At 72.5% G+C, this 26,927-nt stretch carries 28 protein-coding genes and 1 pseudogene; 11 read left to right on the top strand and 18 right to left on the bottom strand.

Annotated elements, in window-relative coordinates; all coding sequences use genetic code 11:
* Positions 1 to 101: 101 nt before the first annotated feature.
* Positions 102 to 1,088 (top strand): Acg family FMN-binding oxidoreductase, encoded by a 987-nt coding sequence (locus tag ACFFIA_RS22945; protein WP_377253681.1) that lies wholly within the window; start codon positions 102 to 104, stop codon positions 1,086 to 1,088.
* A gap of 73 nt (positions 1,089 to 1,161) precedes the next feature.
* Here ACFFIA_RS22945 and ACFFIA_RS22940 read toward each other — a convergent pair whose 3' ends face one another.
* The 11 genes from ACFFIA_RS22940 to ACFFIA_RS22890 form a co-directional block, all read right to left on the bottom strand.
* Positions 1,162 to 1,770, bottom strand: coding sequence for a V-type ATP synthase subunit D (locus tag ACFFIA_RS22940; protein ID WP_377253680.1), 609 nt, complete (start codon positions 1,768 to 1,770; stop codon positions 1,162 to 1,164).
* The gene (locus tag ACFFIA_RS22935; protein ID WP_377253679.1) at positions 1,763 to 3,151 is read right to left on the bottom strand and encodes a V-type ATP synthase subunit B; all 1,389 of its coding nucleotides are present in this window, start codon (positions 3,149 to 3,151) and stop codon (positions 1,763 to 1,765) included. Before ACFFIA_RS22935 ends, ACFFIA_RS22940 begins: the two co-directional genes overlap by 8 nt.
* The gene (locus tag ACFFIA_RS22930; RefSeq protein WP_377253678.1) at positions 3,148 to 4,860 is read right to left on the bottom strand and encodes a V-type ATP synthase subunit A; all 1,713 of its coding nucleotides are present in this window, start codon (positions 4,858 to 4,860) and stop codon (positions 3,148 to 3,150) included. Before ACFFIA_RS22930 ends, ACFFIA_RS22935 begins: the two co-directional genes overlap by 4 nt.
* Entirely contained in the window at positions 4,857 to 5,408 is a 552-nt protein-coding gene (locus ACFFIA_RS22925; RefSeq protein WP_377253677.1) for a V-type ATP synthase subunit E family protein, read from the bottom strand. The genes ACFFIA_RS22930 and ACFFIA_RS22925 overlap by 4 nt, the downstream gene beginning before the upstream one ends.
* Positions 5,405 to 5,626, bottom strand: coding sequence for a V-type ATP synthase subunit F (locus ACFFIA_RS22920; RefSeq protein WP_377253717.1), 222 nt, complete (start codon positions 5,624 to 5,626; stop codon positions 5,405 to 5,407). The genes ACFFIA_RS22925 and ACFFIA_RS22920 overlap by 4 nt, the downstream gene beginning before the upstream one ends.
* Positions 5,627 to 5,631: 5 nt before the next feature.
* On the bottom strand, positions 5,632 to 5,967 hold the full coding sequence (locus tag ACFFIA_RS22915; RefSeq protein ID WP_377253676.1) for an ATP synthase subunit C: 336 nt from the start codon (positions 5,965 to 5,967) through the stop codon (positions 5,632 to 5,634).
* A complete protein-coding gene (locus ACFFIA_RS22910) occupies positions 5,946 to 7,373 on the bottom strand; it encodes a V-type ATPase 116kDa subunit family protein (RefSeq protein WP_377253675.1) in 1,428 nt (475 codons plus the stop codon). The genes ACFFIA_RS22915 and ACFFIA_RS22910 overlap by 22 nt, the downstream gene beginning before the upstream one ends.
* On the bottom strand, positions 7,360 to 8,280 hold the full coding sequence (locus ACFFIA_RS22905) for a hypothetical protein (RefSeq protein WP_377253674.1): 921 nt from the start codon (positions 8,278 to 8,280) through the stop codon (positions 7,360 to 7,362). Before ACFFIA_RS22905 ends, ACFFIA_RS22910 begins: the two co-directional genes overlap by 14 nt.
* A complete protein-coding gene (locus ACFFIA_RS22900; RefSeq protein WP_377253673.1) occupies positions 8,277 to 8,711 on the bottom strand; it encodes a hypothetical protein in 435 nt (144 codons plus the stop codon). The genes ACFFIA_RS22905 and ACFFIA_RS22900 overlap by 4 nt, the downstream gene beginning before the upstream one ends.
* Positions 8,712 to 8,804: 93 nt before the next feature.
* Positions 8,805 to 8,996, bottom strand: a complete 192-nt coding sequence (locus tag ACFFIA_RS22895) for a hypothetical protein (protein WP_377253672.1) — start codon at positions 8,994 to 8,996, stop codon at positions 8,805 to 8,807.
* A gap of 206 nt (positions 8,997 to 9,202) precedes the next feature.
* A complete protein-coding gene (locus ACFFIA_RS22890; RefSeq protein WP_377253671.1) occupies positions 9,203 to 10,231 on the bottom strand; it encodes an NAD(P)-dependent alcohol dehydrogenase in 1,029 nt (342 codons plus the stop codon).
* Between the two features lie 281 nt (positions 10,232 to 10,512).
* On the opposite strand from ACFFIA_RS22890, the gene ACFFIA_RS22885 reads away from it, so the two are divergent.
* A complete protein-coding gene (locus ACFFIA_RS22885) occupies positions 10,513 to 12,426 on the top strand; it encodes a heavy metal translocating P-type ATPase (protein WP_377253670.1) in 1,914 nt (637 codons plus the stop codon).
* Between the two features lie 177 nt (positions 12,427 to 12,603).
* Here the strand turns inward: ACFFIA_RS22885 and ACFFIA_RS22880 are convergent, their stop codons facing one another.
* From ACFFIA_RS22880 to ACFFIA_RS22860, 5 genes and pseudogenes are all read right to left on the bottom strand, one after another.
* Entirely contained in the window at positions 12,604 to 13,662 is a 1,059-nt protein-coding gene (locus ACFFIA_RS22880) for a DUF2293 domain-containing protein (protein ID WP_377253669.1), read from the bottom strand.
* Between the two features lie 69 nt (positions 13,663 to 13,731).
* On the bottom strand, positions 13,732 to 14,187 hold the full coding sequence (locus tag ACFFIA_RS22875; RefSeq protein WP_377253668.1) for an arsenate reductase ArsC: 456 nt from the start codon (positions 14,185 to 14,187) through the stop codon (positions 13,732 to 13,734).
* A gap of 14 nt (positions 14,188 to 14,201) precedes the next feature.
* On the bottom strand, positions 14,202 to 14,675 hold the full coding sequence (locus tag ACFFIA_RS22870; protein ID WP_377253667.1) for a GNAT family N-acetyltransferase: 474 nt from the start codon (positions 14,673 to 14,675) through the stop codon (positions 14,202 to 14,204).
* Positions 14,676 to 14,716: 41 nt separating this feature from the next.
* A pseudogene (locus tag ACFFIA_RS22865) lies at positions 14,717 to 15,433 on the bottom strand (aquaporin); the annotation flags it as partial.
* Positions 15,430 to 15,810 (bottom strand): ArsR/SmtB family transcription factor, encoded by a 381-nt coding sequence (locus ACFFIA_RS22860; protein WP_377253665.1) that lies wholly within the window; start codon positions 15,808 to 15,810, stop codon positions 15,430 to 15,432. The gene ACFFIA_RS22860 and the pseudogene ACFFIA_RS22865, both read right to left, overlap by 4 nt.
* Before the next feature lie 76 nt (positions 15,811 to 15,886).
* Between ACFFIA_RS22860 and ACFFIA_RS22855 the strand changes: the two genes are divergently transcribed.
* On the top strand, positions 15,887 to 16,363 hold the full coding sequence (locus ACFFIA_RS22855; RefSeq protein ID WP_377253664.1) for an ArsI/CadI family heavy metal resistance metalloenzyme: 477 nt from the start codon (positions 15,887 to 15,889) through the stop codon (positions 16,361 to 16,363).
* Between the two features lie 61 nt (positions 16,364 to 16,424).
* Here ACFFIA_RS22855 and ACFFIA_RS22850 read toward each other — a convergent pair whose 3' ends face one another.
* On the bottom strand, positions 16,425 to 18,080 hold the full coding sequence (locus tag ACFFIA_RS22850; RefSeq protein ID WP_377253663.1) for an acyl-CoA mutase large subunit family protein: 1,656 nt from the start codon (positions 18,078 to 18,080) through the stop codon (positions 16,425 to 16,427).
* 57 nt (positions 18,081 to 18,137) lie between these two features.
* Between ACFFIA_RS22850 and ACFFIA_RS22845 the strand changes: the two genes are divergently transcribed.
* Genes ACFFIA_RS22845 through ACFFIA_RS22835 form a run of 3 tightly spaced genes read left to right on the top strand, consistent with a single transcriptional unit; the run spans position 18,138 to position 21,528 of the window.
* Positions 18,138 to 19,664 (top strand): class I adenylate-forming enzyme family protein, encoded by a 1,527-nt coding sequence (locus tag ACFFIA_RS22845; protein ID WP_377253662.1) that lies wholly within the window; start codon positions 18,138 to 18,140, stop codon positions 19,662 to 19,664.
* Positions 19,657 to 20,850, top strand: a complete 1,194-nt coding sequence (locus ACFFIA_RS22840) for a thiolase family protein (RefSeq protein ID WP_377253661.1) — start codon at positions 19,657 to 19,659, stop codon at positions 20,848 to 20,850. The genes ACFFIA_RS22845 and ACFFIA_RS22840 overlap by 8 nt, the downstream gene beginning before the upstream one ends.
* Positions 20,851 to 20,886: 36 nt before the next feature.
* Positions 20,887 to 21,528, top strand: a complete 642-nt coding sequence (locus ACFFIA_RS22835) for a hypothetical protein (RefSeq protein ID WP_377253660.1) — start codon at positions 20,887 to 20,889, stop codon at positions 21,526 to 21,528.
* Between the two features lie 3 nt (positions 21,529 to 21,531).
* On the opposite strand, the gene ACFFIA_RS22830 is transcribed toward ACFFIA_RS22835, so the two are convergent.
* Positions 21,532 to 22,290 carry an enoyl-CoA hydratase/isomerase family protein gene (locus ACFFIA_RS22830; protein ID WP_377253659.1) on the bottom strand — a complete coding sequence of 253 codons (759 nt, stop codon included), beginning with the start codon at positions 22,288 to 22,290 and terminating at the stop codon, positions 21,532 to 21,534.
* A gap of 106 nt (positions 22,291 to 22,396) precedes the next feature.
* On the opposite strand from ACFFIA_RS22830, the gene ACFFIA_RS22825 reads away from it, so the two are divergent.
* The 5 genes from ACFFIA_RS22825 to ACFFIA_RS22805 all read left to right on the top strand — a co-directional run bounded on the left by ACFFIA_RS22825 (position 22,397) and on the right by ACFFIA_RS22805 (position 26,896).
* The gene (locus tag ACFFIA_RS22825; protein WP_377253658.1) at positions 22,397 to 23,590 is read left to right on the top strand and encodes an acyl-CoA dehydrogenase family protein; all 1,194 of its coding nucleotides are present in this window, start codon (positions 22,397 to 22,399) and stop codon (positions 23,588 to 23,590) included.
* On the top strand, positions 23,587 to 24,132 hold the full coding sequence (locus tag ACFFIA_RS22820) for a MaoC family dehydratase (protein WP_377253657.1): 546 nt from the start codon (positions 23,587 to 23,589) through the stop codon (positions 24,130 to 24,132). Before ACFFIA_RS22825 ends, ACFFIA_RS22820 begins: the two co-directional genes overlap by 4 nt.
* Entirely contained in the window at positions 24,132 to 25,250 is a 1,119-nt protein-coding gene (locus tag ACFFIA_RS22815) for an acyl-CoA dehydrogenase family protein (RefSeq protein WP_377253656.1), read from the top strand. Before ACFFIA_RS22820 ends, ACFFIA_RS22815 begins: the two co-directional genes overlap by 1 nt.
* 38 nt (positions 25,251 to 25,288) lie before the next feature.
* On the top strand, positions 25,289 to 25,660 hold the full coding sequence (locus ACFFIA_RS22810; protein ID WP_377253655.1) for a MaoC/PaaZ C-terminal domain-containing protein: 372 nt from the start codon (positions 25,289 to 25,291) through the stop codon (positions 25,658 to 25,660).
* A 90-nt stretch (positions 25,661 to 25,750) separates the two neighbouring features.
* Positions 25,751 to 26,896: an ABC transporter substrate-binding protein gene (locus ACFFIA_RS22805; RefSeq protein WP_377253654.1), complete on the top strand. Its 1,146-nt coding sequence runs from the start codon at positions 25,751 to 25,753 to the stop codon at positions 26,894 to 26,896.
* The last annotated feature ends 31 nt before the right edge of the window (positions 26,897 to 26,927 follow it).

The following is a 26,927-nucleotide window of genomic DNA, read 5'->3' as shown; positions in this document are numbered from 1 at the left end:
ACGTCCCCGGCGGTCGTGTCGCCGGCGCGTTGGGAGTTGAGCCGTTCGACACCGATCAAGCAAGCCGGCGGGCAGGATGACAAGGACGGAAGGGGAAGCGTATGAGCGACGCTGAACGCCCGACCGTGGCCGTTCTGGCCGAGGTCGCCGCCGCCGCGGGCTACGCACCATCGGTACACAACACTCAGCCGTGGCGGTGGCGGGTTGCCGATACGACGCTGGATTTGTACGCGGTCCGGGGTCGCCAGCTGCCCGGAGGCGACCCGGAAGGGCGGCTGCTGACCGTCAGCTGCGGCGCCGCGCTGCACCACGCCCGGATCGCGCTGGCCGCCGGGGGCTGGTCAGCCGAGGTGACCCGGCTGCCCGATCCGGCCGATCCAGACCACCTTGCCCGGATCAGCTCCGCCGGTCGCGCCAGCGTCACGCCCGAGGCCACGCGCCTGTTCCAGGCGGCGCGGGTCCGCCACACCGACCGCCGGCCGGTCAGCGACACCCCGGCCAGCGCTGAGGCGATCGCCGCGATCGACCGCGCGGTGCGGGCCGAGGACCTGGAGATGCATCTGCTCACCCGTGACCAGATCCTCGAACTGGCCGCGGCGGCCTCGAACGCGGACAAGGTGGAGGCGCAGGACGAAGACCAGCGTCGCGAGTTGGCGTACTGGATCGGCGGCGACCGTCCGGAAGGTAGCGGCATCCCGGACACCGCGATCCCGAGCCGGGCACCGGAGACGACCGTGCCCGGCCGCGACTTCGTACGCGCGGGGACGCTCACGGTCGGCCCCGGGCACGACAGGGCGGCCGCCTACGCCGTCGTGTACGGCCAGGGCGACGAGCCCGCCGACTGGCTCCGCGCCGGAGAGGCCGTGTCCGCCGGCTGGCTGACCGCGACCGAGGCCGGAGTCACCGTGCTGCCGTTCAGTTCCGTCATCGAACTGCCGGCCACCCGCCAGACGCTGCGCGATGTGATCAGCAACGTCGGCTACCCCTACCTGGTGCTGCGTCTGGGCACCGCCGCGCCGGACACCGCCGGCCCACCGCGCACACCTCGTCTTCCCGTCTCCCAGACCGTCGAGGTCGTCGCCGACTGAAAATGGGCGTCCCGTCGTCCGCAAGGCGCGGCGCGTGGGCCGCCCGCCCGGCGAACGGCGACGCACGAAGGGTTCAACCATGCGCCGGGTGGGCCCAGCGCATCCGTATCGCCTCGGCGCGTTCGGCCTCCTCGAGGCGTTGGTTCAGGTCGCGAAGTGCCTCCTCCAGGCGAGGGATCCACCGCTGTGTGAGGGCGCGACGCCGGCGCCGCGTGGCGGTCACCTCCGCGCTGATCACCCGGTACGCGGCAGCTGCGGCCGCGTGCGTCACCGCGGCTTCGAGGGCCTCGCGGTACGCGCCGGCCGCCTCGACGGTCGCGGCCGTGCCGGACCCGGCGGGATCCGCGGGAGCGGCCGCGGCCCGGCAGGTCGCCGCCGCCGGGTAGCTCAGGCCCATGACCGTTTGCCAGGTGATGTTCACTTCGGTGGGTGGACTGGCGGCCAGCCGCAGTTGACGTCGCCCGCCCAGCAGGGCGGTGCGCAGGCCCCAGGTGTCGGCGGCACGCCAGGCGGCCTGCCAGGCGTTGTCGGTGTCCTGTGCCTGCCGGCGCAGCCGTTCCTGCTCGCGGAGCAGGATCCGCAGTTTGCGGTCGAGGAGATCGGCGGCGTGCCGGCCGGCCTCGAGGCGGTGCAGCAGCCACAGGCGGCCGGCCCGGCCCGGTGGGGCCCTCAGGTCAGGCACGGTCGTCCCGGGGGAGATGGGCGTCCAGCAGCGCGGCGGGCAGCATGGTGAGCTCGCGGCGTGGTAGCGCGGCGAGCACCTGCCAGGCGCGGTCCAGCGTGTCCGGCAGGCCGCGCTGCTCGTCCGGCCGCTGCGCGGCGAATTCTCGGGTGAAGGCGGTGGTGAAGGCCAGATACCTGCGGTCGGTGTCGCTGAGCGCGTCGGTGCCGATCAGCTCGGTCAGCTCCTGGATCGCCCGCGCGCGGGCGAGTGAGGCGAGCATCTGCCCGGCCACGGCCAGGTGATCGTCCCGGGTCCGGCCCGGCCCGGCGCCGTGCCGCATGAGCCGCGACAGCGAGGAGAGCGGGTCGACAGGCGGGTAGCCGCCGGTCGCGTACGCCTGGGCGGAGAGTACGACCTGGCCCTCGGTGATGTAGCCGGTGAGGTCGGGGACGGGATGGGTGATGTCGCCGGCTGGCATGGTCAGGACCGGCACGATCGTCAGCGAGCCGGGCCGGCCGCGGATCCGGCCGCAGCGCTCGTACAGCGATGCCAGGTCGCTGTAGAGGTAGCCGGGGTAGGCGTGCCGGGCGGGGATCTCGCCACGGGCCGCGGAGACCTCCCGCACCGCTTCGCAGTAGCTGGTCATGTCGACGGCGACGACCAGCACGTGCCGGCCGAGGGTGAACGCCAGGTGCTCGGCAACGGTGAGGGCGATCCGGGGGGTGAGGATGCGCTCGACGACTGGGTCGTCCGCGGTGTTCAGCACCATCAGCAGGTCACCGGCTCTCGCGCGTTCCTCGAGCGCCGCGCGCATGGCCGCCGCGTCGGCGTGGGTGAGTCCCATCCCGGCTACCACGACGCTGAAGGGTTCGCCGCCGGCGGACGACTGCGCGGCGATCTGGGTGGCGAGTTCCAGGTGGGGGAGGCCGGCCACGGAGAAGATCGGCAGCTTCTGCCCGCGTACGAGTGTGTTGAGGCCGTCGATCGCCGAGACACCGGTGAGGACCGGTTCGGAGGGCGGCTCACGCAGCGTCGGGTTGAGTGGATTGCCGGCGACCGGAGCGTCCTGTGGCGCCAGCACCGGAGGCCCGCCGTCCAGCGGCTCGCCACGGCCGTTGCAGACCCGGCCGAGCCAGCCGTCGCCCACCGGGATCCGGAACGGCGATCCGTCGAAGGCGACGTGGGTCCCGAGCCGGTCCATCCCGTCCGTGCCCTCGAGTACCTCCACGATGGCGATGTCGTGGTCGACGTCCAGGACGACGCCGTGGCGCGGCGGCCCGGCGTCCAGCCGGATCCGCACGAACTCGTCCCATCCCACACCTGTCACGTCCCGGACGACCAGTAGCGGGCCGCGGATCGCGTCGATCGTGGAGTATTCGACCGGAGGCATCGTGGTCATGGCCGTCCCAGTGCGGCGAGGGCCGGGTCGCGGTGCCGCCGGACGGCGTCCGCGTCGTCCGGGCCGGTCTCCTCACGTGCCCGGATCACGGGGGAGAAGTCCAGGGTTTCCACCTCGCCGGGCGGCCGGCCGGCCGCGACGAGTTCGGCACAGCGGTCCACCACGTCGAACACCAGGTCGGCCAGCGCCGCCGACTTGGCCGGTGCGCAGTACGCGTCGTTGGGCGACAACGCGTTCTGTTGCAGGAACGCTTCGCGTAACAGCCGCCCGCCGAGGAGGGCGACGCGTTCGGGGCCGGGCAGCGCGGCCGTGCCGACGAGGTCGGCCAGGGCGGCCAGCCGGTCCGCCTCGGCCAGCATCGTCACCATCCGGCTGCCGCGGGCCGCCCAGCCGGGGTCGCCGTTGCCGGAGTACCAGGTGCCGACCGTTCCGCTGTCGCGGGAGTAGGAGCCGGACCAGGAGACCGCCGGGTAGTGCCGGGCGTAGGCGAGGTCCCGGTCGAGTGTCCACAAGGTACGGACGAAGCGTTGGGTGTGCGCGGTCACCGGCTCGGTCAGGTCGCCGCCGGGCGGGGAGACCGCCCCGACGATGGTCACCGAGCCTTCCCGGCCGCCCGGCGCGGCCACCCGCCCGGCCCGCTCGTAGAAGGCGGCCAGGGCGGAGGCCAGGCTGGCCGGGTAGCCCTCCTCCGCCGGCAGCGCGCCGGTGCGGGAGGCGAACTCGCGCAGCGCCTCCGCCCAGCGGGACGTGGAGTCGGCGATGACGACCGTGTCGTACCCCATGTCCCGGTAGTACTCGGCGACCGTGACACCGGTGTAGATGCTCGCCTCCCGCGCCATGATCGGCATGTTGGAGGTGTTGGCCACCGTCACGGTGCGGTCGGCCAGCCGGCCGCCGGTGCGCGGGTCGGTCAGTTCGGCCAGCTCGGCGAGGACGTCGGCCAGTTCGTTGCCGCGTTCGCCGCAGCCGACGTAGACGATGACGTCGGCGTCGCACCACTTCGCGATCTGTTGCAGCAGAATGGTCTTTCCTGTGCCGAAGCCGCCGGGCACCGCGGCGGTGCCGCCTTTGAGGATCGGAAAGACGGCGTCCAGCACCCGCTGGCCGGTCACCAACGGCGCGGCACTGGGCAGGCGGTGCGGAAACGGCCGCGGCTTGCGCACCGGCCACCAGGAGGTGAGCGCTACCGGCGTGCCGTCGATGGTCGCGACCGGTTCGTCGTCCTGGTACCGCCCGGCGGGGCGCAGGTCGTCGAGGCGACCTTCCACGCCGGGCGGCACCAGGACCCGGTGCTCGACCGGTCCGGCGTCGCCAACCGTTCCCAGGTGATCGCCGGGTCCGACTCGCGTACCCGCCGTCGGGCCGGGAGTGAAGGTCCACGCCCGCGGGCCGGCGGCACGGGCCGCGCCGGGCGCGAGCCAGGTGTCCGCGCCGGCGAGTGGGCGCAGCAGCCCGTCGTAGACGCCGCCGATCAGCCCGGGGCCGAGGCGGGCGGCGAGGGGGCGGCTGAGGCGGTGTACCGGTTCGCCCGGGCGCAGGCCGCCGGTGTACTCGTAGGCTTGCGCGGTGGCGCGGCCGCCGGAGAGCGCGGTGACCTCGGCCGGCAGCCCGGCCGTGCCGAGTTGGAGCAGCTCGGCCATGGCCAGCCCGGCCAGCCCGTCGATCTCCACGAGAGGGCCGTTGACCCGCCGCACCACCCCGGCGTTCACGGCCTCTCCTCTCGCGGCGTCCGCCGGTCGGCCGTCGCCGGCGGCCCGGTCTCGGCCTCCCGGCCGGCCACGGCCTGGACAGCGCGGTCGGCGAACCCGGTCAGGGACAGGTCGAGCCGGCGGCCGTCGGCGGCTCCGGCGACGCCACCGTCCGGTACGTCCGTGATCTGGGCGTCCGGCCCGAGCGTCGCCCGGACAGCCGCGACCATCCGTTGGCGTATCGGGGCGAACTCCGGCTCGGCGCCCATCCGGGCGACCGCGCGTCGTGCCGCGTCCCGCAGCCGCTCGTACGCCTCCCGCCGCGCGCCCAGCACCAGCGCCCGGGCCTGCTCACGGGCCTGGCTGCGGGCGGCGGCGACGGCCGTGGCGGCGTGCGCCTCGCCCTCGGCGTGGGCGTGCTGGCGGATGTGGTCGGCCTCCATGGTCGCCGCCGTCACGGCATCCCGGGCGTCCACTTCGGAACGTTCGCGGATCTGGTCGGCCTCCTCGCGAGCCCGCGCCAGCAGCGCCGCCCGCACCGGCGCGAGCACGGGGTCGAGGCGGTTCACGTCATCACCACCACGAACGGGGTCTGCGCGGGGGCCGGGTAGGTCTCCTTGAGGGCGTCCGCGGCTGTCGCGGTCAGGATCACCACCGCCGCGTCGGTGGGCAGGCGCTGCCAGGCCGCCCGGGCCTGCGACTCGTCCCGGGCTGGCAGCACGACGGCACCGGCCAGCCCGAAGCCCGCCACAAGCTCCTCCTCGCCGATGACCGCGACCGTGCCCATCGCGGTCACGCCCGGCCGATGAGGATGACCGCGACGATGAGGCCATAGATCGCGATGCCCTCGGCGAGGCCGACGATGACCATCGCCCGGCCGAACAGCTCGGGCCGCTCGCTTATCGCGGCGAGGGCAGCCGCACCGGTCTGCGCGACCGCGATGGCGGCCCCGATCGAGGAGCCGGCGACCGCGATGGCCGCGGCGAGCAGCGCGATCCCACCGGACCCGCCAGCCGGGGCCGCGGCCAGTGGCCCCGCGGCGACCGGAGCACCTAACAGCAGCACGGTCAGGGCGGTGGCGAACGCCGCCAGCGCGCAGAGCGCGGCTATCGCGCGCTTACGGGACATGCTGCCTCCTCGGGAGCTTCGGCCGGCGCGGTCGGCACCCGCCACGGCCGGAACGGGCGCCCTTCCAGACGGAATACCCGCGAGAACAGTTCGTAGTAGGCCAGTCGCAGCGCCTGAACCCCGGCCACCAGCGCCTCCAGGCCGAAACTGAGCGCGTTGCCGATCAGAAAGACGAGCACGGCGGCGGCGAGCAGGAGTCCGCCGCGGTCCCAAAGGGCTACGGTCGCCCGCCAGACGATCCAGCCCAGGACAGCGTGGGTCAGCCCGAACGCGGCGAGCCGGGCGAACGAGGCGACGTTGGCGCCGAGCCGCACCACCAGGTCGAACAACTCGACAGCGGCCTGGACCGTGCCGGACGGGCCGCCGCCGCTGCCCGCCCGCAGGCCCACGAACGCCAGAACCGCGCCGAGCAGCGCCAGCGCGCCCGCGGCCAGGCCCATCGCGGGCACATGCCAGCGCCAGGCGGCCGCGGCCAGACCGGCGGCGACGAACAGCAGCGCTCCCGCGAAGCCCGATGGTGCGTACAGCGCCACGGGCCAGCCGCCCTCCCGCAGCCGGTCGACGATGCCCAGCACGTACGCCCCCGCCAGCAGCACGCCGCCGAACCCGACGGCGGCCAGCAGCAGCGGTACCGGGTGGTCCATCGGCGACAGCCACAGCACCGGCACCACACCGGTCGGGCCGAAGAACTCTCCGTACGCCAGACCGAACAAGGTGGCGCAGCCGCCGGCCGCGGCGACGAACAGCCAGTGCGGCCGCAGCGCCGGCAGCAGGCGGCCGGAGCGCACCAGCAGGGCCAGCACCATCAGCAGCGCGCCGTGTCCCACGTCGCCGAACATCGCGCCGAACATGACGGCGTACGCGATCCCCGCCGGCAGGCTCGGGTCGACATCCCGGTACGGCACCGTGGCGTAGGTGTCCACGAGCGGGCCGAACGCCCTGCGCGCCCTACCGGTGGCCGGCGCGCTGGGCGGGTCGACGCCCGGTGGTGGCGGCAACCGCACGGCGGCGGCGCCGATCTCCGTGAGCCGGGCCGACAGCTCGGGAAGTCCCGCGGTCGGGGTCCAGCCGACCAGGGCGGCGACCCGGCCGCGGACGATCGCCTGCGCGGCGTACCCGGACAGCTCCGCTTCACCGGCGAGCAGGTCGGCGCGACCGGCATGGACCAACGCGTCCAGGTCTGGGGCGGCCTCCGACAGCAGCGGGGACGGCTGGCCGCGATCCGCCGCCCCTTGCAGGGCCCGGGCCGCGTCGCCGAGCGGCAGGTCAGCCGGCGGCGTGACCTGGTCGATCTCCACGGTGCCGGCGTCCGCGACACGGACCAGAAGGTCGCGCAACGCGTGCTGGGGCACGACCAGAGCCACCCGGGTCATCGCCATCGGCGCCGCCGGCTCAGGCCACCGCATCGAACGCCTCCCGGGCGCCACCGCGTGCCGCCGCCTCCATCGCGGCGCGGACCAGCCGGGCGTCCGCGGCCAGCAGGGCGGCCGCGCCGATCGCCGACTCCGGCCCGAACCCGCCCCGGCCCAGCATCGCCGCCCCTTCCGCGGCGATCCGGCGCCACCAGCGCACCTCCGCGGTCCACAGATCGGCCGGCAGGTCGAGCCCGTCGAGCGCCCACCGGACCCGTACAGGTACGGCGGTGGCGAGCTCCGGCAGCGACCCGGCGTGGGCCGCCGCCGGTCCCAGAAGCCGGGCGACCGTCTCGGCCGCACCGCCCGGCAGCCGGCCACCGCTGGCCGGTCCCGCCCGGGCCACCAGCAGCGCCGCCGCGGCCCTGGCCCATCCCGCGGCGGAAGGCGCCCGGCTGGCCACCCGTTCCGCCCAGGCCAGGCGCATGCTGACCTGGATGTCGCGGGGCTCGGCGCTGCCCGGGTCGCGCCACGGCGACACCGCCAGCGCGGTCCGCAGCAGCGACGGCGAGGTGGCGGCGGCCAACTGCGGCCACACGGTCGCCAGGTGTCCGAGCCGAAACGGCGGATCAGCCGGCTCGCCGGCGAGCGCCCGCAGGTGCTCGTCGACGTTCGCGATCTCGAACCAGCCGGCGAGCGCGCGCAGCGCCTCGACACCCTCGCGGGGAAGCCAGCCGGCCAGTACCCGCAGGTCCCACAGCAGGGCCTCCGCCACAGCACGCTGGGCGGCGGCCACATCGTGGTCCGTGCGCACCCGGTCGCCGTATTGGGACCCGGCCAGCGAACCTACCGCCTCGGCCGCGGAATGCGACGCGGCGAGCGTGCGGACCCGCTCGGCGTCGAGCCGCCGCCGCGCCAGGGCCCGCGCCCGTACGCTGCCGGCAACCCAGCGGGCACTCATGCGGAATCACCCTCGCCCAGCGAGGCCAGATCGGCGTGGACAGCGGCCACGACGGCGGCGACCTGCCCCGGCAACTGCTCCTCACCCCGGTCCCGTTCATCCCGGGCAGCGGACCGGCCGGCGGCCACGACATGGTCGAGGTCGGCCGTCCCGGCAGCCCACCCGCGGGCTGCGGCGCGGGCCCGTTCGGCGGGCGCGTCGGCGCGGGCCGCGCGGAGGACGGCGCGGACCCGTTCGGCAGAGTCGGCGTGGCGCTGCTCGGCCTCAGACGTGGCCGTGTCCCGCAACTCGTCGCACTCCCGCTCCGTCCGCGCCAGCGCGGCGAACACGGGCTCGAGCTCGGCCGCGACTGCCTCGCGCCGCTCGGCGGTCGCCGCCCCCGGCGCGACAGCAGGACGGAAGCGTTCGAGCAGATCACGGATTGCCGGCACCGGTAGCGCTCCTTCCACGAGGCAGGGCTCGCCAAGAGGGGACCGCGGATGCCGTCGCCCTCGCGGTCCTGTCACTGTCGCGCGCACCTCCGGCTACGCCGCCGTCCCGTCGTCTTCGTCCGACTGCGGCTTCCGCTCCCGGTCGGTGTGGCGGCCGGTGTCGTAGAGCACGGCGCCGACGAAGCGGGCCATCGCCCCCGTTCGCAGACTCGGCGTCCGCCCGGCATCGGCAGCCGCGTCGTGCCGTGCCTCACGGTTGGTGTCGTAACGCTCTTTCTCGTCCACGCGCACCTTCCTCGGTATTCACGGGTCGGGACCGGACGGCGCCGCCCACGGTCAGGACCAGAGCGACTGCCCCCTCGGGCCGTCACGCTACGGCTCGCCGGAGGCTGGGCCAGGCAATGCCGGAGATCAGGGCATTTGGCCTGCCCGGTCTACGCCGGAGCGCGCGAACCGAGGGTGAGCGGAGCCCGAACGCCGCCCCTCCGGGCCTACGGCACGATGACGGCCCGCCCCAGCAGCGTCTTCTCGCGCATCTGCCGGTACGCGCTGAGCGCATCCTCCAGCGCGAACCTGGTGGTCTGGGGGCGGACCAGCCCTCGGGCGCCGAGGTCGAGCACCTCGACCAGCTCTGGCCGGCTGCCCCAGTAGGTGGTGGTGACGCTCATCTCGTACGGGATGCCGAAGAACGAGACCGGCAGGGTGCCACCGGCGATGCCGACGATGGTCAGGTCGCTGACCATTCGGGCCGCCAAGGCGCCGAGGCGCAGCGTGGCATCCGCGCCGACGAAGTCGAGCACCAGGTCGGCGCCCAGACCACCGGTGGCCTCGCGGATCTGCTCCGCGGCCGTGTCACCGGACAGCACGGTCAGATCCGCCCCGTACTTCTGCGCCAGCTCCAGCGCCTCGGCCCGCGTGTCCACCGCGATCACCCGGGTCGCCGTGGTCGCCTTGAGGATCTGCACGCCCACGTGGCCAAGGCCACCGACCCCGATCACCACCGCCGTGCTGCCCGGCACGAGCCGGTGCCGGGAGCGGCGGATCGCGTGGTACGGGGTGAGCCCAGCGTCGGTGAGCGGGGCCGCGTCGGCCGGGTCGAGTCCTTCGGGCAGCGCGACGACGTGCCGGGCGTCCGGCACCAGCTCGTACTCGGACATGCCACCGTCCAGCCCGAGGCCGCCGCCCCCGCTCGGCACCGGCGCCTCGGCGGGGTTCTCGCAGTACGCGTCGACGCCCACCCGGCAGCGCGCGCAGAAGCCGCAGCCCCACGCGCCGTAGACGGCCACCGGTTGCCCGACCGCCAGGTGGGTCACCCCGTCTCCCAGGGCGTGTACCCAGCCGGCGTTCTCGTGGCCGAGGGTGAACGGTGGATTCCAGGGCAGGGTGCCGGGCTCGAACTCGTCCATCAGATGCAGGTCGGAGTGGCAGGCGCCGGCGCCACCGATCCGGACCACCACCTGTGCAGGGCCAGGCGTCGGCTCGGGCACCTCCACGAGCTCCGGCTCGGACTTCCATCTCATCAACCGCAGTGCGCGCATCCGCGGACCCCCGTCCGTCTCTCGGGCCATCGTCAGACTAAGTGCCGCACCGCGCGCCGTCCTCGGCTTCGCGAACAGGGAACGGCCCGGGCGGAACACCGGGACCGCCACACCGGTCATGTCCACTGTGGCCAGATGAGCCCGTGCCTGCGTACCGTCCCGCTCACCCGGATGGCGTGGGGTCGTCCTGCGGGCTTCGGTGTTCCGGGCGCTGTCGACGTTGCGCGTGGCTACGTTGGCGGCATGGCCGGCCGCCTTGGCCCATGTCGGGGCAGGGGTTATGCCTTGACCCGGTGGGGGTGAGAGACGTGGGTGCGGGCGGCAGCGGTCTGGTCGCCGGGTGGTGGCGCAGGTGGCGGGCTTTCGCACCGTTGGTCGCGTTGACGGTGGTGGTGCTGCTGGGCGCGGGCCTGTGGTTCGCCGGCCAGCGCGGTGCGGCGCACGCGTGCTGGGCGGCGACCGCTCTGGTCACGCTGACCGTGACGCTCCAGTGGTTCGTCCAGTCGTTGCGGCGGCACCGGATCGGTGTGGACGTCATCGCGACGCTGGCGCTGATCAGCTCCCTGGTGATCGGGGAGTACCTGGCTGGGGCGGTGGTGGCGCTGATGCTGGCCACCGGGCACACGCTGGAGACCTACGCCCAGGGGCGGGCCACCCGGGATCTGCACGCGCTGCTGGCCAGGGCACCTCGCCGGGCGCGACGCCGCTGCCCGGACGGCGGGATCCAGGACGTCGACGTGAACGAGGTACGCGAAGGTGACCGGCTGCTGGTGGGGCCGGGTGAGGTCGTGCCGGTGGACGGCGTCGGCGAGGACGCGGCCACGCTGGACGAGTCGGTGGTGACCGGCGAGTCCCAGGCGGTCGAGCGGCGGGCCGGCGACCGGTTGGCCAGCGGTGTGGTCAACGCGGGCGCGGCGTTCGGATTGCGGGCGACGGCTACGGCGGCCGAGAGCACGTACGCGGGAATCGTGCGCCTGGCCGAGCAGGCCAGTGCGGAGAAGGCGCCGATGGTGCGGCTGGCCGACCGGTATGCCGCACTGTTCGTGCCGTTCACCCTGGCCCTGGCCGTGATCGCGTGGGCGGCTTCTGGACAGTTCGTACGGGCGGTGGCGGTACTGGTGGTGGCGACGCCATGTCCACTGCTGCTGGCCACGCCGATCGCGATCGTGTCCGGGCTGTCCCGCGCGGCGCGGCGGGGGGTTCTGGTCCGCGACGGCGGTTCGCTGGAGCGGCTGGGCCGGGCACAGACGCTGCTGATGGACAAGACCGGAACGTTGACCACCGGTCGGCCCGAGTCGGCGCGGGTGGTGACCACGCCAGGTGGCGACCGTGACGAACTGCTGCGGCTGGCCGCCTCGGTCGAGCAACTGTCTCCCCACGTGCTGGCCGCCGCGATCGTGCGGGAGGCCAAGGACAGGGGCATGCGGCTGGCGGTGCCGGCGCAGATGACCGAGGAACCGGGGCAGGGGGTCGGGGGCCGGGTCGACGGGCACCTGGTCCGGGTCGGGCAGCACGAGTCTGACCTGCCGGACTGGGCCGTACACGAGCGGCGGCAGGCAGAGTCGGACGGCCTCTCGCCGGTGTGGGTGAGCCTCGACGGCACCCTCGCCGGTGCCGTGCTCCTCCGCGACCCGGTGCGGCCGGACGCCGGCGAAACCGTGCGGCGGCTGCGGCAGGCCGGATTCCGCCGATTGGTCATGCTGACCGGTGACCGGCCGGAAGCCGCCGAGCGGGTGGCCCACGCGGTGGGCGTGGACGACGTGGTGGCCCGCTGCTCACCCCAGGACAAAGCCGCTCGGGTACGCGCGGAGTCGGACCGGGCGGTGACGGTGATGGTCGGCGACGGCGTCAACGACGCGCCCGCGTTGGCGAGCGCCGGGGTGGGAGTGGCGCTCGGGGCGACCGGGGCGACAGCTTCCGCGGACGTGGCGGACGCGGTGTTGTCGGTCGACCGCCTCGACCGGCTCGCGGACACCGTGGAGATCGCCCGCCGGTCCCGGACGATCGCGGTGCAAAGCGCCGGCGCGGGAATGGGAATGGCGGTGGTCGCGATGGTCGCTGCCGCGTTCGGGCTGCTACCTCCGGTGGCCGGCGCGTTCCTCCAGGAGGGCATCGACGTAGCCGTCATCCTCAACGCGCTGCGCGCCCTCGGCGGCGGATGGCAAGTCGGCCGGTAACGCGACTCCCACACGAGCGTCGGGGTGAGATCCACACCCTCGTCACCGCGGTGATCTCGACGGTCTCGTGCGAGTGGAGATCCACGGAGCGGAACCATCTCCGACCGCGGACGGCGGTCCGGGTGGGAGCGGCTGGGCATGTACAACATGTAATGAGGTCGAGACAGGGTCTCACGCTCAAGCCGGGCGGCGCCACCGCTCGAGGACCCGGTCGATGTCCTCGCGGATCCGCTCCCGGGCCTGCTCCCGTGGCACACCGGCCATCAGCAGTTCGTCGTACTCGGTGTCCTCGTGTCGTACCGAGGCGATCACGGCCCGGGTCACGGCGTCTGGGTCGAGCGCCCGACCGGCGGCGCTGCGTCCCACCCGGCCGCTGCTTCGGGTACCGGTGTGTCGGCTGATCGCCGCCGCGCGGTGCGGCGGGCAGCCGGGGAACAGCCGGCCGATCTGTTCGGCCAACTCCTGCTGGAACCGCTCGTCCGTGGCCTCTCGCCGCTGCCGGTCCCGGTCGCGGCGGCGGGCACGGGCCTCCTCGTCGGACAGGCACTGCTGCTCGGCCTGCTCGACCGCGGCGTGCTCGACCAGGAGTCCCTGTCGCTCGTGGCGCTTGCGGGAACGGTTGAATCGCACCACCACCGCCGAAAGCCGGCTGGCCTGTTTCGCCCGACGCGTCAGCGCCGCGTCGCCGGCTGGCAGGAACGCCAGGTGATCGAGGTCCGCGCAGGTGAGGCAAGCCGGCCCGGTGTCCTCCATCATCAGCATGTCGGCGTCGGTGCGCTCGCAGCCTACGCAGGTGAACGCCTTCATCGGCTGCACCACCACCAGGTCCGGCGGCTTGCTCTGTCGGGCGGTCAGCCGCTCTCGCTGCCGCTCCGGCAGGTCCGCCGGCATCCAGTGGGTGCGGTACGTCAGCTCGAGTACCGGATCACCGGCGGCAGTGAAACGCAGCGGCCGCCGGTCGCGGGTGGCGGCCAGATACTCGACCTCGGTGGACCGCAGGCCACGGCCGGCCGCCCAGCGGTGGAACACCTCCAGCGCATCGGTAAGCCGGTCGGCCGACACCGCCGAGACCGCCTCCAGATGCGGCAGGCGGCCCTGCCGCCAGTCCATCACCAGCCCGGGCGGTAGCCAGCCCATCCCAGTCAGCACATCGAGCGGGCTCACGAAACGCTGGCGCGTCAGCGCCTGCTCGGCGGCGGTCACCACCCGGCGCTCCAGCTTCGAAGAGGGCTGCATGGGCGGCAGGCTACCCGGTTCGGCGCTCAGCCGGTCGGCAACCCGGCCCGTCGACCCGCGGGCGAGGTCTCATCGGCCATCTCTCGCCCGCGCCCCGCCTGGCCGCTGACCACTGGGTCGGGGTTTGGTGGTCAGTTCGGCGAGGAGTCGCTCGACGTGGGCGCGGATGGCGTCGCGGATGGGGCGGACGGCGTCGATGTCCTGGCCGGCGGGGTCGTCGAGTTTCCAGTCCTCGTAGCGTTTGCCCGGGAAGATCGGGCAGGTGTCGCCGCAGCCCATGGTGATGATGACGTCGCTGTCCTCGACGGCCGTGTGGTCGAGCTGTTTGGGTTGTCCGGTGGTGATGTCGATGCCGACTTCGGCCATCGCTTGGACAGCGACGGGGTTGATCTGGTCGGCGGGTTCGGATCCGGCGGAGCGGACCTCGACGGCCTCACCGGCGAGGTGGCGCAGCCAGCCTGCGGCCATCTGGGAACGGCCGGCGTTGTGGACGCAGACGAACAGGATGCTGGGCTTGCTGGTCATGGTGGCTCCGGCGCTCAGGTGATGGTGGGGCTGCGGCGTTCGATGAGGATGACGTCGCGCCAGGCGCCGTGATGCTGGCCGATCCGATGGCGGGTGCCGACGGTGCGGAAGCCGCAGGCGGCGTGAAGGGCGAGGCTGGCGGTGTTTTCGGGGAAGATCCCGGATTGAACGGTCCAGATCCCGGCGGCGTCGGTGGAAGTGATCAGCGCTTGGAGTAGAGCGCGGCCGATGCCGTGGCCTTGGTGGTCGAGGTGGACGTAGACGGATTGCTCGACGACACCGGCGTAGACGCAGCGGTCGGAGACCGGGGTGCAGGCGACCCAGCCGAGCACCGTGCCGGTGGCGTCCAGCGCGACGAAGCGATGGTCGGGCAGGCGCGTGGCGGTGAACTGGGCCCAGGTGGGTGGCTCGGTTTCGAAGGTGGCGTTGCCGGTGGCGATCCCGAGCCGGTAGATGTCGAGCACACGCCTGGCGTGCTGATCGGTCATTGGCGCGATCTGGATCCCGGAGTTGGTATGCGTCATCGAGAGGTCGCTTCCTGCTCGTGCGGGACGATGAGGCCCGCCGCCGGCCGGGCGTGTGGGAACCACCAGGCGATCGCGGCGAGGGCGAGCAGAGCACCGGCTGCCTGCGCCGCGAGAAAACCTGGGGCCGAGGTGGGCGCGATGCCGGCGAAGGTGTCGCTGAGTGTCCGGCCGATGGTGACGGCGGGGTTGGCGAAGCTGGTGGAGGAGGTCCACCAGTAGGCGGCGGCGATGTAGGCACCGACCGCGGCCGGGGCGGCGCTGGTGCGACCGGAGCGGGCCAGGGAGACGATCAGCAGGACGAGCCCGCAGGTCGCGATGCACTCGGCCAGCCATAGGTGCGGGCCGTGGCGGGTCGTGGCGGCTGGAGTGACCGCTGGCAGCCGAAACATGAGGTTGGCGAGCACCGCGCCACCGATCGACCCGGCGGTCTGTGCGCCGATGTAAGCGGTGAGTTCGCCGGAGGTCAGGCCGGTGCCGGTGCGGCGGGCGAGCCACCAGTCGACGGCCGAAACGGCGGGGTTGAAGTGGGCGCCGGAGACCGACCCGAAGGTGAGGATCAGCGCGCTCAGCGCGAGCCCGGTGGCGACCGCGTTCTCCAGCAGTTGCAGGCCGGTGTCGTGCGGCGACAACCGGGCGGCGGCGATCCCGGAGCCGACAACGGCGGCGACGAGCAGCCCGGTGCCGGCCAGCTCGGCGGTGGCCCGGCGGGCCAGGCTCACCCGCCGACCTCGGCGGGAACCTCGGATGGGTCGAGGAACTGCGAGAGTCCGGCCAGCTTCGCCGGGACGATCCAGTAGTAGACCCAGGTGCCGCGGCGTTCGCAGTCGACCAGGCCGGCCTCGCGCAGCTGGCGCAGGTGGTAGGAGATCGTCGGGCCGGTCAGGTCGAACGCCTCGGTGATCTCGCAGACGCAGACCTCGCCGCCCCCGCGAGCGGCGATCAGCGACAGCACCCGCAGCCGGACCGGGTCGCCCAACACCTTGAAGGCGCGGGCCAGCTCGGCCGCCCCCTGCGGGCTCAACGCCTCGCTGACCATCGGCTCGCAACACTCCGAGGTCGACGCGATGACCGGCAACATCCGTTCTTGCTTAGACACCTCTCTAGGTTGACAGTTCTCTAAGCAAGGCACAAGCTGTTTAGAGAGTCATCTAGATAGCCGTGGAGGTGTGCGGATGTCGCGTGTTCAGCTCGCGTTGCGGGTTTCCGACCTTGAGGGGTCCATCGATTTCTATACGAAGCTGTTCGGCGTCGCGCCGGCGAAGCTGCGCCCGGGGTATGCGAACTTCGCTGTCGAGCGGCCGCCGCTCAAACTGGTCCTGATCGAGGGCGAGGCGGACCAGCCGACGGTGATGGACCACCTCGGCGTCGAGGTGTTCAGCGGTGACGAGGTCACCGCCGCGACCAGCCGGCTGCGGGAGGCGGGGCTGCTGACCGTGCCGGAGGAGAACACCGAGTGCTGCTACGCGCTGCAGGACAAGGTGTGGGTGCACGGCCCCGGCCAGGAGCCGTGGGAGGTCTACGTGGTCAAGGGCGACGCCGACCGGCTCGCCAAGCACGACGACGGCGGAGCGTGCCGCTGCGGCGAACCCGATACGAATGCCGAGACGGTCGCCGGCCAGTTGCCCGTGGCGGCAACCAACTGCTGCTGAACACCTCGGCATCCACCACGTGCCGCAAACGACGCGGTGGGGGAGGGGCGCGCCTCCCGACTCAGCGGGCCGAGGCGCGTCCCCAAACCGACGCCAGCGCCTGGCAGATCTCGCCGACAGTGGCGTAGCTGCGGATCGCGGCGAGGATCGGGGGGACGGTGTTGCTGCCCCGGCGCGCTGCCGCGGCGACCTCGTCGAGGCTGTCGGCCACGGCGCTGTGGGTACGGTCGCTTTTGACCTTCGCCAGCCGTTCACGCTGCGCGGCCTCGATGTCGCCGTCCGGGCCGCCGCCGAAGTCACCCAGCTCGGGCGGCTGGTCGGTGGCGAAGCGGTTCACCGCGACGACCGTGCGGTGTCCCTGCTCGATCAGCATCTGCTGGCGGTACGCCTCGTCGTCGAGCGTGCCGCGCAGCCAGCCCGACTCCAGCGCGGCCAGCGCGCCACCGTTGTCCCGGATGCGTTCGAGCTCCTCCGTCACCTCCCGTTCGAGCCGGTCGGTCATGGCTTCCACCACGTACGAGCCGCCGAGCGGGTCGGCCGTGCGCGTCACCCCCGTCTCGTGAGCGAGTATCTGCTGGGTCCGCAGCGCGATCCGTACGGCCTGTTCCCCGGGGAGCTGAAGCGCCTCGTCGTACGAGGACGTGGCGAGCGTCTGCACCCCGCCCAGAATCGCCGCGAGGGACTGGTAGGCGATGCGCACGACGTTGTTCAACGGCTCCTGCGCGGTCTGCAGGCTGCCGAGCGTGTAGACGAAGATGTTCGCCGCGCATGCCCGCGGGTCGGTCACGTGATAGCTGTCGCGCATGAGCCGCGCCCACATCCGCCGGGCGGTCCGAAACTTCGCCACCTCTTCGAACAGGTCGATGTGTGCGGCGAGGAACAGGTAGACGTTGTGGGCGAAGTCCTCCACCCGCAGGCCGCGGCGCAGCGCCGCGTCGATGTACTCGATCCCGTTGGCGAGCGCGATCGCCAACTCGTGCACAGCCGAGCCGCCCGCGTCGCGGATGTGGTATCCGCAGAACTCGATCGGCTCCCAGTGCGGCAGCTCCCGGGCGCAGTACTCAATGACGTCGACGGTGAACTCCAGCGCCCGGCGCGGCGGGAAGATGTAGGTCCCGCGGGCGAGGTACTCCTTGAGCACGTCGTTCTGCAGCATCACCTTGAAGTCGGCCGGCCGGTAGCCGTGTGCCTCCGCGCCGGCCACGAAGAGGGCGACGGCGATCGGGCCGATGGCGTTCGCGGTGGTCCGGATCTGGGACACCTGGTCGAGGGCGATGCCGTCGAGCAGGTCTTCCATGTCCGCGAGCGTGTCGATCGGTACCCCCACCTTGCCGACCTCGCCGGCGGCGAGCGGGTGGTCGGAGTCCAGCCCGTTCTGGGTCGGCAGGTCGAGGGCGACCGAGAATCCTCGCTGACCGCTGGCGAGGAGGCTGCGGATGCGGCGGTTCGTCTCGGCGGGTGAGGCGCGACCGGAGTACTGCCCCATGACCCACAGGCCCTCGCGGTACATCCCGGGCCGGATGCCGCGGGTGAACGGGAACTCGCCGGGGAGCCCGCGCTGGGTCAGGTGGTCGTCGGGCCCGTCGGCGATGTCGAGCGGTGTGTAGAGAGGCGCGACGGGCAGCCCCGAGACGGTGCGGTCGTCGGGTGCGGAGAGGCGGTCCCGGTGGTCCTCGCCCCACCGGCCGACCTCTGCGGCCAATCGGTCATCAGGCACTTCCTGATGTTGTCATATTGTGGAAGTCTGGTCCACACCTCCAGGGGGGAGCCCGACATGGTTACGATCGACGTCCTGATCGCGCGCGCCGCGGCCTGGTTCGGCAGCCGGCCCGCAGTGGTCGACGGCGAGCGTACGGCCAGTTTCGCCGATGTCGAGCGGCGCTCCAACCGCCTGGCCAACACGCTCGCGGGCCTGGGCGGGGCGGTCGGTGGACGGGTCGCGATGCTGCTGCCCAACCGGCTCGAATCGGTCGAGGTCGACTTCGGCATCGCGAAGTCCGGCCGCGTGCGGGTCCCGGTCAACACCCGGCTGACGCTGGACGAGCGGGCCTTCCTGCTCACCGACTCGGGCGCCGATGTTCTGCTCTTCGACGCCGGCGAGGAGGAGTCCGCGGCGGAGTTGAAGGCGCGCTGCCCGGACCTGCGCCACCTGATCCGGCTCGGCGCCGGTCGCCTCGGGCTCGACTACGAGGATCTGCTCGCCGGAGCCAGTGACACGCCCGCCGGCGTGGTGCTGGAGCCCGACGCGCCGAGCTTCCTGCTCTACACCTCCGGCACGACTGGACGGCCCAAGGGGGCCACCGCGACGAACAGCAGCCGGCTGGCCGCGACGGTGAACATGCTCGCCGACGAGATCGATCCGCGCCCCGGTGACGGGATGGTGCACGTGGGATCGATGGCGCACGGCAGCGGGTCGAAGGTGCTCGCGCACTTCCTGCGCGGTAGCCGCAACCTGCCGGTGCGCTCCTGGGATCCCGAGGGGTTCCTGGAGTTGGTGGCGCGCGAGCGCGCGACGCACAGCTTCCTGGTCCCCACCATGATCGCCGCGCTGACCGAGGCGGCACGGGGGCGTCCCGACCGCCCGGAGTCGCTGCGCGCGATCACGTACGGCGGCTCGCCGATCGCCCCGGCCCGGCAGGAGGAGGCGATCGAGGTGTTCGGGCCGCGGTTCGTGCAGGTCTACGGCTCGTGCGAGGCGCCGCATCCAGTGCTCGTACTACGGGCGGACGAGCAGGCCCGGCTCGGCTCGGCCGGTCGCGAGGTGACCACCGTGCAAACCCGGCTTGTCGGTGGAGACGGGAAGGACGTGCCGGACGGGCAGCCCGGCGAGCTGTGGGTTCGCGGTCCGAACGTGATGCGGGGCTACTGGGGGCGGCCAGACGCGGATCGGGAGGTCTTCCAGGATGGCTGGTACCGCACCGGGGACGTCGCCCGCCGCGACGACGACGGCCGTCTGTCCATCATGGACAGACTGCGGGAGATGATCATCAGTGGTGGATACAACGTGTACCCGGCCGAGGTGGAGGCCGCTCTCGCGCGGCATCCGGCGGTCGCCGAGGTGGCGGTGATCGGGGTACCCGACGACCACTGGGGCGAGGCGGTCAAGGCGGTCGTGGTACCTCGGCCGGGGAGCACGCCCTCGGAGCGGGAGCTTGTCGAGCACTGCGCCGCGACGCTGGCCGGCTACAAGAAGCCCCGCTCGGTCGAGTTCGTCGCCGCGCTGCCGCGGGGATCGACCGGGAAGATCGCCAAGCGGGTGCTGCGGGAGCCGTACTGGGCGGGAAAGGAGCGTCATGTCTGAGCGGGACGTGGTGCTCGTGGCGGCGGCGCGCACGCCGTTCGGCTCGTTCGGCGGAGCGCTGCGGGAGGCGTCCGTCCCGGCGCTCGCGGCGGTCGCGATCCGTTCCACAGTGGAGCGGGCCGGGCTGCACGGGTCCGATGTGGACGAGCTGGTCCTCGGTGTCAACTTCCCGGGCTCGGACCGGTCGATCGCGAGGCAGGCCGCGCTGCGCGCGGGGCTCCCCGAGGAGGGAGTGGCGTACACAGTGGACCGTGCCTGCTGCTCGTCGCTGGCCGCTCTCGCCCTGGCCGCCCGCGGGGTGCGCGGCGGGGAGACCGACGTCGTGCTGGCCGGCGGGGCGGAGAACCTGAGTGCCGTGCCGTTCTTCCTGGACGACCTGCGCTGGGGGCACCGCCTGGGCGACGTGCGGCTCGCCGACCAACTCGTCATCGCGTGCCCGCACACTGGCGTGCCGCGCGCCGTCCAGGCCGCCGACGAGGCCGCGCTGCACGGCGTGGGCCGCGCCGAGCAGGACAACTGGGCGCTGCGCAGCCAGCAGCGGTGTGCCGAGGCCGTCGCGCGGGGCCTGTTCGACGAGGAGATCGCGCCGGTCCGGTCGCCCGAGGACGCGTCCCGGCCGTACCGGCTCGACGCCGACGAGTCACCGCGACCGGACACCACCCTGGAGCGGCTCGCCGCCCTGCCCACGGTGAACGGCAGCGCGACCGTGACCGCCGGCAACGCGCCGGGGCTGAGCACCGGAGCGGCGATGCTCGCGGTCACCTCGGCCAGCCTCGCCCGCACGCGTGGCCTTCGACCGTTGGCCACCGTGCTGGGGGTGGTGTCGGTGGCGGGACCTCCGGCGCAGATCGCGTCCATCCCGGCGGTGGCCGCCCAGCGAGTTCTGGACCGGTGCGGGGTGGATCTGGCCGACGTCGACCTCATCGAGGTCAACGAGGCGTTCGCGGCCGTGCCGCTCGTCACCACGCTGCGGCTGGCCGGCGGCGATCCGGCCCGGGCGGCCGAGCTTCGGGAGCGGACCAACGTCAACGGGGGTGCCGTCGCCCTCGGTCACCCGACCGGCGCGACCGGAGCGCGGCTGGTGATGACGATCGTCGCCGAACTGCGCCGCCGAGGTGGCGGGATCGGCCTGGTGACGATGTGCGGCGGTATCGGTGAGGGCAACGCGGTGCTGCTCCGGGTGTAGGCCGGAGCCGCGCCACAGCGGGAGGAGATCGAGAGGATGCAGGAGCCGTACGCGAACGATCCGCTGCTTTTCTACCCGGGACAGCGGCTGACGGCGCAGGAACGCGAGCGGATGGACCGGTACGAGATCCCGATCGGGGAACTGACCGTGGACCATCTCGTCTACAGCATGGGCCGGCAGATCGAGAACAACTTCCAGACGTTCTACAGCATCGCCGAGGAGATCGTCGGCGTCGAGAAGGCCACGGAGATCGCACGCGAGATCGGCCGGCGGTACGGCGGCCGCGGATACGCCATGTTGTTGAAGGCCCACGACATGGAGGGTGCGGGCAGTGCCCGGATGATGGCGCTCTACCAGGATCTGGTGCACAGCATCCGCGGGCCGAAGCACGCCGCGGCGCTGTACGCGGAGCACGACGAGGGGCGTTGTGTGGTGCGGCGCCGCGAGTGCGTCTACTACAGCGAGGCGCATCCGGAGAACGCGCGCTACACGGGGGCGTTCGAGTCTGGCTGCTTCGAGGGCTACCGGGCCGCGGACGAAAACCTGCTGCGGGTGGAGGTCCACCGGTGCCGGTGGAAGGGCGACGAGGGCTGCGAGCAGCACTGGGTCTACCGGGACGACCCGGATCGGCCGCCCCCCGCGGACTTCGTCGGCGACAGCCCCGCCGACGCCTCGTGAGCCTCAGCCGGCGGGCCAGGTGGCGAACGCGCCAAGACCTTCCAGGGCGAGGCCGTGGCCGACCCGCTCGGCGACGAGGCGCCGCAACGGCTCGGTCATCACCTCCCGCGTGTAGCGCAGCGTGATGTCGTCCTGCTGGCAGAGGGCCTCCGCGAGTTCGTACGCCCGCGGCAGCAGCTCGGCGGCGGGGACGACCTCGTTGACCACGCCCAGATCCTTGGCCTCGGCGGCGGAGATGCGCTGCCCGGTGAGGAGGAAGTAGCGGGCGCGGTTGACGCCCAGCAGCGTGGACCAGACGGCGTGCACACCGTCGCCGGGTACGGTGCCGAAGCGGAAGTGCGGCGCGTCGGAGAACACGGTCTCCGGCGTGGCCAGCACGATGTCCGACAGCACGGCGAGCTCGGCGTGCACGGTGGCCTTGCCGTTGACCGCCGCGATGACCGGTACCTCGATGTCGAGCAGGGCGGCGAGCAGCCGCTTGCCGTTGGTGTAGATGCGTTCCCACTTCGGCGGCGTCATCGGTCCCACCCAGCTGTCGTCGAGGCGGGCGATGAACTCCGTCCCGGTCCCGGTCAGGATCACCACCCGGTTGCCGGGGTCGCCGCCGATCTCCCGCAGGGCCCAGCCGAGCTCGGTGTGTGGCCCGGCTCCCCACAGCAGCGGGCCACCGTCCGTGTGCAGGCGTACCTCGAGGATGCCGTCGCGGCGCTCCATCGCGACGTGCTGGTACGCGGTGCGGTACTCGTCGAAGCTGCGGTGCATCGGATCTCCTCCGGTGGGGCTGTTGACGGGCGCGGGCCAGGCTTCCTAAGCTGCTTCCACAATACGGAATCAACTTTCACAAGTCGAAGGGCGAAGGCCGGTCCACATGCGCCTTACCTACACCGACGAGCAGCGACAGCTACGCGCCGAACTCTCCCGGTACTTCCGGACGCACCTGGAGGGGGAGTTCGCCGATCTGCGCTGGGAGGACCACGGTCCCCGCTACCGCGCCTGGATCCGGCGCCTCGGCTCCGATGGCTGGCTCGGCCTGGGGTGGCCGGTGGAGTACGGCGGGCAGGGTCGCCCGGCCATGGACCAGTTCATCTTCTACGACGAGGCACAGCGGGCCGGCGCACCGATCCCGATGATCTCGCTGAACACCGTCGGGCCGACGCTGATGGATTACGGCACCGCCGAACAGAAGGCGTTTTTCCTGCCGGCGATCCTGCGCGGTGAGATCGACTTCGCGATCGGCTACACCGAGCCCGAGGCGGGTACCGACCTGGCGTCACTGCGCACCAAGGCGGTCCGGGACGGGGACGAGTACGTCGTCAACGGCACCAAGGTCTTCACCAGCCGGGGCGCCGCCTCGGACTACATCTGGTTGGCGGCGCGCACGGAGGCCGGCACCCGGGACCACCGGGGCATTTCGGTGCTGATCGTCGACACCTCGGCGCCCGGCTTCAGCGCGGCGCCCATCCGCACTCTGGCCTCGTACGACACCTACATCACCAGCTACGAGGACGTGCGCGTGCCGCGGGACCGGCTGGTGGGCGCGGAGGGTGAGGGCTGGCGGCTGATGCAGACCCAGCTCAACCACGAGCGGATCGCGATGGCGGGGTTCGGCGGCCTGGCGGTCCGGCTGCACGAGGAGGTCGTGGCGTGGGCCGGCTCGACCGAGCGGGACGGCCAGCCGGTCATCCACATCTCCTGGGTACAGCGCAACCTGGCCCGCAGCCACGCCTTGGTCGAGGCGATGCACCTGCTCAACTGCCGGATGGCGTGGGAGGTGGGCCGGGACGAGGTCGCTCCGGCCGACGCCTCGGCGGTGAAGGTCTTCGGCACCGAGACGGTGCTGGAGGTCTACCGGCTGCTGATGGAGGTGGTCGGCGCGGAGAGCCTGCTGGCGGATGGCGCCCGGGGGCAGTCGCCGTGGGGAGCGCTCGAGTTCGCTTACCGCCGTGCGGTGATCAACACCTTCGGTGGAGGGACGAACGAGGTGCAGCGCGAGATCGTGGCCAGGGCCGGCCTCGGGATGCCGCGAGTGGCCCGGCGACTGGATCGGGTGGTGCGAGCATGAGTGACCTGGCAACTGACGAGTTGCACGCGCGCCTGCTGGAGTTCGTCGGCCGGACCAGCGGGGCACCGCGGGTCGCCGGAGACGCGGTCAACGCACCGATGATCCGGCACTGGTGCCAGGCGATGGGGGACGAGAACCCGGGCTACACCGACCCCGACTGGGCCGAGTCCGGACCGTTCGGCCAGATCGTCGCGCCACCGGCGATGCTCCAGTCCTGGACGCATCACGATCGGCGGTTCCCCGTCGCGACCGAGCCGGGCAACGCGGAAGAAGAGCTGGTCGGAGTGCTCGCCGAGGCGGGCTACACCTCGGTCGTGGCCACTGGCTGCACGCTGCGCTTCACCCGGTACCTCACGATCGGCGACCGGGTGCACTACCAGGCGACGATCCGGTCGGTGTCGCCCCGGAAGTCGACCGCCCTGGGCGAGGGCTACTTCGTGACGACCGAGATGCGCTACACCGACGCCGCGGGCGAGTCGGTCGGCTCCGTCGACTTCGTCACGCTGCGGTTCCGTCCGGCTCGGGTGAGCGGGGGAGAGTGATGGACTTTTCGTTCGACGAGGACCAGACCGCGGTGGCGAGCCTGGTCCGGCAGGTGCTGGCGGACCTTGTCACGCCGGAGCGGCTGGCCGCCCTGCCCGCGTCCGGCTGGGACGACGACCTGTGGCGGGTCCTCGCCGAGGCGGGCCTGCTCGGCATCGCACTGCCCGAGGATGTGGGCGGGACAGCCCGCGGGGCGCTCGACGCCTGCCTGGTCGCGCGGGAGGCGGGCCGCGTGGTCGCCCCGGTGCCGCTGTCGGGCGTACTGGCGGCCGCCCTGGCGCTGGCCGGGCTGCCCCCCGCACAGCGTCCCGGTGAGCTGCTGGCCCAGGTCGCGGCGGGGCGGGCGGTGGTGTTGCCGTCCGTGGCCGGCACGGTCGACGCGACGCCGTACGTCACCCTCAAGCCGGTCGAGGGCGGCTGGACCGCGCACGGGGTCCTGCCGCTCGTGCCGTACGGCACGAGCGCCGACCGCCTGCTGGTCGCGGCCGTCGACCCGGACGGCGCGCGGCTGGCGGTCCTGCTGCGACCGCGCCATCCCGGCGTGGTCGTGGAGCCCGTACGGACCAGCGGTGCGGAGGTCTGCGCCCAGGTCGCGGTGGAGGGGCCGCTGCTGCGCGAGGCGGATGTGTTCGCCGGCGAGACCGGCGCCGCGCTGCTCGATCGGGTCCGTTCTCACCAACTGGTGTTGAGCGCCGCCGAGATCTGCGGTGTGGCCGACGCCGCGCTGTCGCTCACCGCCGAGTACACCACTCAGCGCCGGCAGTTCGGCCGCCCGCTCGGCTCCTTCCAGGCGGTCGCCAGCCGTGCGGCGGACGCCTTCATCGACCTACAGGCGATGACCTGGACCATGTGGAAGGCGGCAAGCCTGCTGGACCAGGGCGAGGACGCGCGGGACGCGGTGTCGGTGGCCCGGTTCTGGGCCACCGAGGGCGGCCACCGGATCATCTCCGCCGCGCACCACCTGCACGGCGGGGTGGGCATCGACCTCGACTACCCGCTGCACCGCTACTTCTTCAGGTTCAAGACGCTGGAGTTCACCCTCGGCGGGGCCGCGGAGCATCTGGCGGCGCTCGGCGGCTCGCTCGCGGCGCGGTTCCGTAGCGGGGGAGCGCTGTGACGGGCGGGGCAGCGATCCCGGTTGGGCAGCCGCTGCCGGTGCGGGAGATCGACGTCACCACCACGTTGATCGTCTGCGGGGCGATCGCCTCCCGCGACTTCTATCCCGGCCACCACGACCGCGATGCCGCGGTACGGGCGGGTTCGCCGGACGTCTTCATGAACATCATGACGACCGCGGGCCTGGTCAGTAGCTACCTCACCGACTGGGCGGGTCCGCGGGCGGTACTGCACGAAATCGATCTGCGTCTGGGCGCGCCGAACTACCCGGGCGACGTCATGCGGCTCACCGGCGACGTGGTGGAAAGCGTCGCCGGAGAGACCGGTACGGCGGTGACCGTGCGCTTCGAAGGCCGTAACAGTCGCGGTGCCCACGCCCGTGGAACCGCGCGGTTGGAGATCCGTCAATAGGCGGACCGCGGGCCTTGACACCCTGTGACCAAGGCCATAGCTTCTGCATTGTGAAACCTGGTTCCAATATGTGAAAAAGGAGGTGATCACATGAACGTGACTCGAAGCTGGCGCAGTCGAACCCTGGCCGGCCTGACCTGCCTCGCGCTCGCCACCGGAGTTGTGGGATGCGGAGGGGGCGACGACGAGAGCGCGTCCGGTGACACCGGGCACTGCCAATCCGTAGATAAGATCAACTACATCCTGGCCGCCGCGAGTGTGAGCCTGGGCTCCGTGGGCTACGCCCAGGTGCCCCAGGAGCTCGGCTTCTTCGCCGAGGAGTGCCTGGACGTGACGATCCAGGCCAGCGGTCAGACCAACAGTGAGATCGCCCTGGCGCAGATGGAGACGGGGCGCTTCGACGTCGGCGTGCCGGCGACGCTCAGCCAGGTCGTGTTCGCCGGCAAGAAGCCCGTGACCAAGTCGGTCTTCTTCACCGCCTTCACGAACATCGGCATCTTCGTCGCCAACGACGGCCCGGTGCAGTCCCCCGCGGACCTGGCCGGCAAGCGCATCGGCGTCACCTCGATCGGCACCGGGACCGCCATCTACTGCCTCGAGTCGGCCCGGCTCGACAACGTACAGGCGGACCAGATCGAGCAGGTACCGATCAACTCCGGGCTCGCGGCCGTCGCGGAGGCGCTGCGGTCGAAGAAGATCGACGCCTGGTGCGGCATCGACAGCGACGGCATCGCGTTCAACAACTCCGGCCTGCCCTCCCACCGCCTCGACACCAAGTTCGACAAGGACCTGCTGCCGCCTGGGACGCTGGTCGCCACGAACACGATGCTCGAGCAGCGGCCGGAGGTCCTCAAGCGCTTCCTTCGCGCACTGCTCAAGGGGTACGTGTTCGCGCTTGCGGCGCCGGAGAAGGCCACCGCCATCGCTCTCAAGCTCTACCCGGAGTCCAAGCCCGCCGCCGACAGCGACAAGGAGGCGTTCGACAAGGCGCTGGCCATCGTCGAGGAGCGGATGAAGAACTCGAAGCCGCCGGGCTACCCGGAGACGTCGCTGGGGTTGATGCCCGACGAAGCGCTCACCCGCGGCATCGAACCGCTCAAGCAGGCAAGTCTCGTCCCCGGTGACATCGCGTTGGACACCTGGCGCGACCTCACGCTGCTCAACGAGGTCGCCAAGGACTTCGATCCGAAACCGATCGAGGAGCTCGCCCGCACCTACGAGGCACCGTCCTTCTAGCACCGCTGACCGGGTGGACCGGCGCCGTCGT

The organism is Phytohabitans kaempferiae (assembly GCF_042433955.1).
GTDB classification, from domain to species: Bacteria; Actinomycetota; Actinomycetes; order Mycobacteriales; family Micromonosporaceae; genus Phytohabitans; species Phytohabitans kaempferiae.
This window is presented reverse-complemented; position numbering and strand designations above follow the sequence as displayed.

What these genes read in the sequence shown, in the direction of transcription:
- ACFFIA_RS22935 (WP_377253679.1), bottom strand. Translation starts at nt 3,151, where the DNA reads ATGACCACGATGCCTCCGGTCGAATACTCCACGATCGACGCGATCCGC.
- ACFFIA_RS22890 (WP_377253671.1), bottom strand. Translation starts at nt 10,231, where the DNA reads ATGAGATGGAAGTCCGAGCCGGAGCTCGTGGAGGTGCCCGAGCCGACG.
- ACFFIA_RS22855 (WP_377253664.1), top strand. Translation starts at nt 15,887, where the DNA reads ATGTCGCGTGTTCAGCTCGCGTTGCGGGTTTCCGACCTTGAGGGGTCC.
- ACFFIA_RS22840 (WP_377253661.1), top strand. Translation starts at nt 19,657, where the DNA reads ATGTCTGAGCGGGACGTGGTGCTCGTGGCGGCGGCGCGCACGCCGTTC.
- ACFFIA_RS22945 (WP_377253681.1), top strand. Translation starts at nt 102, where the DNA reads ATGAGCGACGCTGAACGCCCGACCGTGGCCGTTCTGGCCGAGGTCGCC.
- ACFFIA_RS22880 (WP_377253669.1), bottom strand. Translation starts at nt 13,662, where the DNA reads ATGCAGCCCTCTTCGAAGCTGGAGCGCCGGGTGGTGACCGCCGCCGAG.
- ACFFIA_RS22905 (WP_377253674.1), bottom strand. Translation starts at nt 8,280, where the DNA reads ATGAGTGCCCGCTGGGTTGCCGGCAGCGTACGGGCGCGGGCCCTGGCG.
- ACFFIA_RS22920 (WP_377253717.1), bottom strand. Translation starts at nt 5,626, where the DNA reads ATGGGCACGGTCGCGGTCATCGGCGAGGAGGAGCTTGTGGCGGGCTTC.
- ACFFIA_RS22845 (WP_377253662.1), top strand. Translation starts at nt 18,138, where the DNA reads ATGGTTACGATCGACGTCCTGATCGCGCGCGCCGCGGCCTGGTTCGGC.
- ACFFIA_RS22830 (WP_377253659.1), bottom strand. Translation starts at nt 22,290, where the DNA reads ATGCACCGCAGCTTCGACGAGTACCGCACCGCGTACCAGCACGTCGCG.
- ACFFIA_RS22885 (WP_377253670.1), top strand. Translation starts at nt 10,513, where the DNA reads ATGTCGGGGCAGGGGTTATGCCTTGACCCGGTGGGGGTGAGAGACGTG.
- ACFFIA_RS22805 (WP_377253654.1), top strand. Translation starts at nt 25,751, where the DNA reads ATGAACGTGACTCGAAGCTGGCGCAGTCGAACCCTGGCCGGCCTGACC.
- ACFFIA_RS22835 (WP_377253660.1), top strand. Translation starts at nt 20,887, where the DNA reads ATGCAGGAGCCGTACGCGAACGATCCGCTGCTTTTCTACCCGGGACAG.
- ACFFIA_RS22875 (WP_377253668.1), bottom strand. Translation starts at nt 14,187, where the DNA reads ATGACCAGCAAGCCCAGCATCCTGTTCGTCTGCGTCCACAACGCCGGC.
- ACFFIA_RS22910 (WP_377253675.1), bottom strand. Translation starts at nt 7,373, where the DNA reads ATGCGGTGGCCTGAGCCGGCGGCGCCGATGGCGATGACCCGGGTGGCT.
- ACFFIA_RS22820 (WP_377253657.1), top strand. Translation starts at nt 23,587, where the DNA reads ATGAGTGACCTGGCAACTGACGAGTTGCACGCGCGCCTGCTGGAGTTC.
- ACFFIA_RS22870 (WP_377253667.1), bottom strand. Translation starts at nt 14,675, where the DNA reads ATGACCGATCAGCACGCCAGGCGTGTGCTCGACATCTACCGGCTCGGG.
- ACFFIA_RS22815 (WP_377253656.1), top strand. Translation starts at nt 24,132, where the DNA reads ATGGACTTTTCGTTCGACGAGGACCAGACCGCGGTGGCGAGCCTGGTC.
- ACFFIA_RS22915 (WP_377253676.1), bottom strand. Translation starts at nt 5,967, where the DNA reads ATGTCCCGTAAGCGCGCGATAGCCGCGCTCTGCGCGCTGGCGGCGTTC.
- ACFFIA_RS22825 (WP_377253658.1), top strand. Translation starts at nt 22,397, where the DNA reads ATGCGCCTTACCTACACCGACGAGCAGCGACAGCTACGCGCCGAACTC.